Origin of the sequence: Streptomyces sp. SID5910 (assembly GCF_009862125.1) — a bacterium.
Taxonomy (GTDB): domain Bacteria; phylum Actinomycetota; class Actinomycetes; order Streptomycetales; family Streptomycetaceae; genus Streptomyces.
The window spans coordinates 1-4,882 of record NZ_WWHX01000139.1 but is presented as its reverse complement, the minus strand read 5'-3'; the positions used below and the strand labels follow the sequence as shown (position 1 = coordinate 4,882).

General features: G+C 72.4%; 4 protein-coding genes and 1 pseudogene. 1 reads left to right on the top strand and 4 read right to left on the bottom strand.

Annotated elements, in window-relative coordinates; genetic code table 11:
- Both GTW67_RS37450 and GTW67_RS05000 read right to left on the bottom strand, forming a co-directional pair.
- The coding region (locus GTW67_RS37450; RefSeq protein WP_237518670.1) for a hypothetical protein at nucleotides 1-252 on the bottom strand (252 nt) is incomplete at its 3' end.
- 239 nt (nucleotides 253-491) lie between these two features.
- Nucleotides 492-2,305 (bottom strand): annotated as a pseudogene (locus GTW67_RS05000) (ABC-F family ATP-binding cassette domain-containing protein).
- A gap of 156 nt (nucleotides 2,306-2,461) precedes the next feature.
- Here GTW67_RS05000 and GTW67_RS04995 point away from each other — a divergent pair.
- Nucleotides 2,462-3,058 carry a Uma2 family endonuclease gene (locus tag GTW67_RS04995; protein WP_161163578.1) on the top strand — a complete coding sequence of 199 codons (597 nt, stop codon included), beginning with the start codon at nucleotides 2,462-2,464 and terminating at the stop codon, nucleotides 3,056-3,058.
- A gap of 4 nt (nucleotides 3,059-3,062) precedes the next feature.
- Here GTW67_RS04995 and GTW67_RS04990 read toward each other — a convergent pair whose 3' ends face one another.
- Together GTW67_RS04990 and rsmA are read right to left on the bottom strand one after the other, a co-directional pair.
- Entirely contained in the window at nucleotides 3,063-3,959 is an 897-nt protein-coding gene (locus GTW67_RS04990; protein WP_161163577.1) for a 4-(cytidine 5'-diphospho)-2-C-methyl-D-erythritol kinase, read from the bottom strand.
- Between the two features lie 7 nt (nucleotides 3,960-3,966).
- Nucleotides 3,967-4,827 carry a 16S rRNA (adenine(1518)-N(6)/adenine(1519)-N(6))-dimethyltransferase RsmA gene (gene rsmA / locus GTW67_RS04985; protein ID WP_161163576.1) on the bottom strand — a complete coding sequence of 287 codons (861 nt, stop codon included), beginning with the start codon at nucleotides 4,825-4,827 and terminating at the stop codon, nucleotides 3,967-3,969.
- Between the last annotated feature and the right edge of the window lie 55 nt (nucleotides 4,828-4,882).

Below are 4,882 nucleotides of genomic sequence, written 5' to 3'. Positions count from 1 at the left end.
TTGGCCGTAGGGCCCCGGCTGCTGGGGCTGGGCGTACGGGCCGGAGTTGTACGGGCCCGGCTGCGCGTAGGGACCGGGCTGCTGCGGGTATCCGTACCCCGGCTGCGGCGGGCCCTGCGGAGGCGGCGGCGTCTGGGGCGGGCCCTGCGGGGGCGGCGGCGTCTGCGGCGCCCCGAAACCACCGCCAGGCGGCGGGTCCTGCGGTGCTCCGAAGCCACCCGGCTGCGGCGGCTGGTTGGGCGGCTGGCTCATCAGCGCGTTCCCCCTTATTGCTCACTGATTTTCCGCCACGCCCCGAAGTACGCGCTGGCCTCGGAAGCGTCATCGGGCGGTCACTCATACAGTCTTCAGACGGCCCTTTCTATCACCCGGTGCCGACAGCACACCGGGCCGCGTCCGCCCCTGTTCCCAAGGGAGGACCGGCCCGTGATGCCCTCGTTACGCGCCTTCACGCCCCCTTCACGCTACGCGCGCCCCCCGCACCCAGCGCGTCAGGCGTCCTCCGCCAGTTCCAGCCAGCGCAGCTCCAGTTCGTCGCGCTGTCCGGCCAAGGCGCGCAGCTCGGCGTCCAGTTCGGCCACCTTCGCGAAGTCCGTGGCGTTGTCGGCGATCTGCGCGTGCAGTTTGGTCTCCTTCTCGGAGACCTTGTCGAGCTGCCGCTCGATCTTCTGGAGCTCCTTCTTGGCGGCGCGCACGTCGGCGGCGCTCTTCTCGGGCGTCTCGGCGGCCGTCCTCGCCGCCGGCGCGGGGGAGTTGGCAGCGGCCGCCTCCTCCATGCGCTGCCGTCGCTCCAGGTACTCGTCGATGCCGCGCGGCAGCATCCGCAGGGCGCCGTCGCCGAGGAGGGCGAAGACGCGGTCGGTGGTGCGCTCGACGAAGAACCGGTCGTGGGAGATGACGATCATCGAGCCGGGCCAGCCGTCGAGGACGTCCTCCAGCTGGGTCAGGGTCTCGATGTCGAGGTCGTTGGTGGGCTCGTCGAGGAAGAGGACGTTGGGCTCGTCCATGAGCAGGCGCAGCAGCTGGAGCCGCCGGCGCTCACCGCCGGACAGGTCGCCGACGGGCGTCCACTGCTTCTCCTTGCCGAAGCCGAAAGTTTCGCAGAGCTGGCCCGCGGTCATCTCGCGGCCCTTGCCGAGGTCGACGCGCTCGCGGACGCGCTGCACGGCCTCCAGCACCCGCCAGTCCGGGTCGAGTTCGGCGACCTCCTGCGACAGGTAGGCCAGCTTGACGGTCCGGCCGACGCGGACCTGGCCGCCGGCCGGCTGCTGCTCGCCCTCGCTGCGGGCGGCCTCGGCCATGGCGCGCAGCAGGGACGTCTTGCCGGCGCCGTTGACGCCGACCAGGCCGATGCGGTCGCCGGGGCCGAGCTGCCAGGTGACGTGCTTGAGCAGCACCTTGGGGCCGGCCTGGACGGTCACGTCCTCCAGGTCGAACACGGTCTTGCCGAGCCGGGACGAGGCGAACTTCATCAGCTCGCTGCTGTCGCGGGGCGGCGGCACGTCGGCGATCAGCTCGTTGGCGGCCTCGACGCGGAAGCGGGGCTTGGAGGTGCGGCGGGGGCGCCGCGCCTGAGCCAGGCCAGCTCCTTGCGAACCAGGTTCTGCCGCTTGGTCTCCTCGGTGGCGGCGATGCGCTCGCGCTCGGCGCGGGCGAAGACGTAGTCGGAGTAGCCGCCCTCGTACTCGTAGACGTCGCCGCGCTGGACGTCCCACATGCGGGTGCAGACCTGGTCGAGGAACCACCGGTCGTGGGTGACGCAGACGAGTGCGGAGCGCCGCTCGCGCAGGTGCTTGGCCAGCCAGGCGATGCCCTCGACGTCGAGGTGGTTGGTGGGCTCGTCCAGGACGATCAGGTCCTGCTCGTCGATGAGCAGCTTGGCCAGCGCGATCCGGCGGCGCTCACCGCCGGAGAGCGGCCCGATGACGGTGTCCAGCCCCTGCGGGAAGCCGGGCAGGTCGAGCCCGCCGAACAGGCCGGTCAGCACGTCGCGGACCTTGGCGTTGCCCGCCCACTCGTGGTCGGCCATGTCGCCGATGACCTCGTGGCGGACGGTGGCCTCCGGGTCGAGGGAGTCGTGCTGGCTGAGCACGCCGAGCCGCAGCCCGCCGGAGTGGGTGACCCGTCCGGTGTCGGGCTCCTCCAGCTTGGCGAGCATCCGGATCATGGTCGTCTTGCCGTCGCCGTTGCGGCCGACGACACCGATGCGGTCCCCCTCGGAGACGCCGAGGGACACGCCGTCGAGAAGTGCACGGGTGCCGTACACCTTGCTGACGTTCTCGACATTGACCAGATTGACGGCCATTTCTCTCCTGCCTGGGGGATCGATCAGCCTTCAAGCGTAGGCCCTCCGGGGGGTGGGGGGACGCGGGCGGGGGTGGTCACTCTTTGTGGTGACGTGTGTCGGAGCGTCCGGCTACGGTGGAGAACAGGCAGCAGGATCCCGTCCATGGGAGGAACCATGACCGCCGAGTCCGTAGAGCACCGCCGCCCGCGCTGGCCGGTGCCGCCGCAGGACGGATACACCGTGGACGACCTGTTCACGCTGCCGGATCTCCCGCCGCACACTGAGCTGATCGACGGGAGCCTGGTTTTCGTGAGTCCGCAGCGCCGTTTCCGCTACTTGGTGATCGACCTGCTGTGCAATGGGCTGCGCAACTCGCTGCCCCCGGAGTTCAGCGTCGAACGGGAGATGACCGTTCTCCTCGACGACCGCAACGGACCCGAACCCGACATCAGCGTGGTGCGAGCCGACGCGGTCACCGGAATGGATCAGACCAGTTTCCGGGCCAAGGACGTCCTCCTCGCCGTCGAGGTCGTGTCCCCGGAGTCCGAGTCCCGCGACCGCACGACGAAGCCGTACAAGTACGCGGCCGCCGGCATTCCGAGCTTCTGGCGCGTGGAGCGGGGCGGAACGAATGGCGGGCCTGTCGTCCATGTCTATGAGCTGGAACCGAGGACCAAGGCGTACGTGCACACAGGTCTGCATCGCGACGTCCTCAAGGTGGACCAGCCGTGCGCCATCGGCATCGATCTGTCGGCGCTCGGTAGGCAGTAGCCCCTCAGACCACCGTCGCCCCCGCCGCCGCCCCCATCGCGGTCCGTACGTCCCGGCAGGTGCCCGAGGCCCGCAGCACGCCCGCGATGTCGGAGGCGGACTTGGCGTCCGTGGCGAGGAAGGCCGTGGTCGGGCCCGAGCCCGAGACGAGGGCCGCCAGCGCGCCCGCCGCGCGGCCCGCCGCGAGGGTGTCGGAGAGTTCGGGGAAGAGGGAGAGCGCGGCGGGCTGGAGGTCGTTGGAGACCGCGACGGCGAGCGCGGCCGCGTCGCCCTTGGCGAGGGCGTCCAGGACGGCCTGGTCGGCGACCGGCTCGGGGATGTCCCGCCCCTCCCCCAGCCGGTCGAACTCGCGGAAGACCGCCGGCGTCGACAGCCCCCGCGCGGCCAGCGCGAACACCCAGTGGAAGTCGCCGCCGGTCTCCAGTTCCGTCAGCCGCTCGCCCCGCCCCGTGCCCAGCGCCGCCCCGCCGACCAGGCTGAACGGCACGTCGCTGCCCAGCTCGGCACAGATGTCGAGCAGTTCGTCGCGGGAGGCGCCGGTGCCCCACAGGGTGTCGCAGGCCAGCAGCGCGCCCGCGCCGTCGGCGCTGCCGCCCGCCATGCCGCCGGCGACGGGGATGTCCTTGGCGATGTGGAGGTGGACGGCCGGTTCGCGGCCGTACCGCTCGGCGAGCGCGAGGGCCGCGCGGGCCGCCAGGTTGCTGTGGTCCAGCGGGACCTGGTCCGCATCCGGGCCCTCGCAGGTGACGCGCAGACCCTCCGGTGAGGGCGTCGCGGTGACCTCGTCGTACAGGGAGACCGCGAGGAAGACGTTGGCCAGGTCGTGGAAGCCGTCGGGGCGGGCGGCGCCGACCGCGAGCTGGACGTTGACCTTGGCGGGGACGCGGACCGTCACGCTCACTTGCTCGTCACTCCTTGTGTTCGGCGATACGCGCGAACTCTTCCACGGTCAGCGCCTCTCCGCGCGCCTGCGGCGACACGCCCGCGGCGACGAGGGCGGCCTCGGCGGCGGCGGCCGACCCGGCCCAGCCGGCGAGGGCGGCCCGCAGGGTCTTGCGGCGCTGGGCGAACGCGGCGTCGACGACGGCGAACACCTCGCGCCGGGAGGCGGTGGTCTTCAGCGGCTCGCTGCGCCGGACGAGGGACACGAGCCCGCTGTCGACGTTCGGCGCGGGCCAGAAGACGTTGCGGCCGATGGACCCGGCGCGCTTGACCTCGGCGTACCAGTTGGCCTTCACCGACGGCACGCCGTACACCTTCGAGCCGGGCCCGGCGGCGAGGCGGTCGGCGACCTCGGCCTGGACCATGACGAGGGTGCGCTCGATGCTCGGGAAGGTCTCCAGCATGTGGAGGAGGACGGGGACCGCCACGTTGTACGGCAGGTTCGCGACCAGCGCGGTCGGGGCCGGGCCCGGCAGGCCGGTCACGTGCATCGCGTCGGAGTGGACGAGCGCGAACCGGTCGGCGCGCTCGGGCATCCGGGCGGCGACGGTGGCGGGCAGGGCGCCGGCGAGGACGTCGTCGATCTCGACGGCGGTGACCCGGTCGGCCGCCTCCAGGAGGGCGAGGGTGAGCGAGCCGAGACCCGGTCCCACCTCGACCACCACGTCGTCGGGGCGTACCTCGGCGGTGCGGACGATACGGCGGACCGTGTTCGCGTCGATCACGAAGTTCTGGCCGCGCTGCTTGGTGGGGCGCACGCCGAGCGCGGCCGCGAGTTCGCGGACGTCGGCGGGGCCCAGGAGGGCGTCGGGGGTGGGGCTGCTCACCCCGCAAGGGTAGCCGGGGGCGGACCGCGGGCCGCCGGTGCGCCGTCCGGGGTCA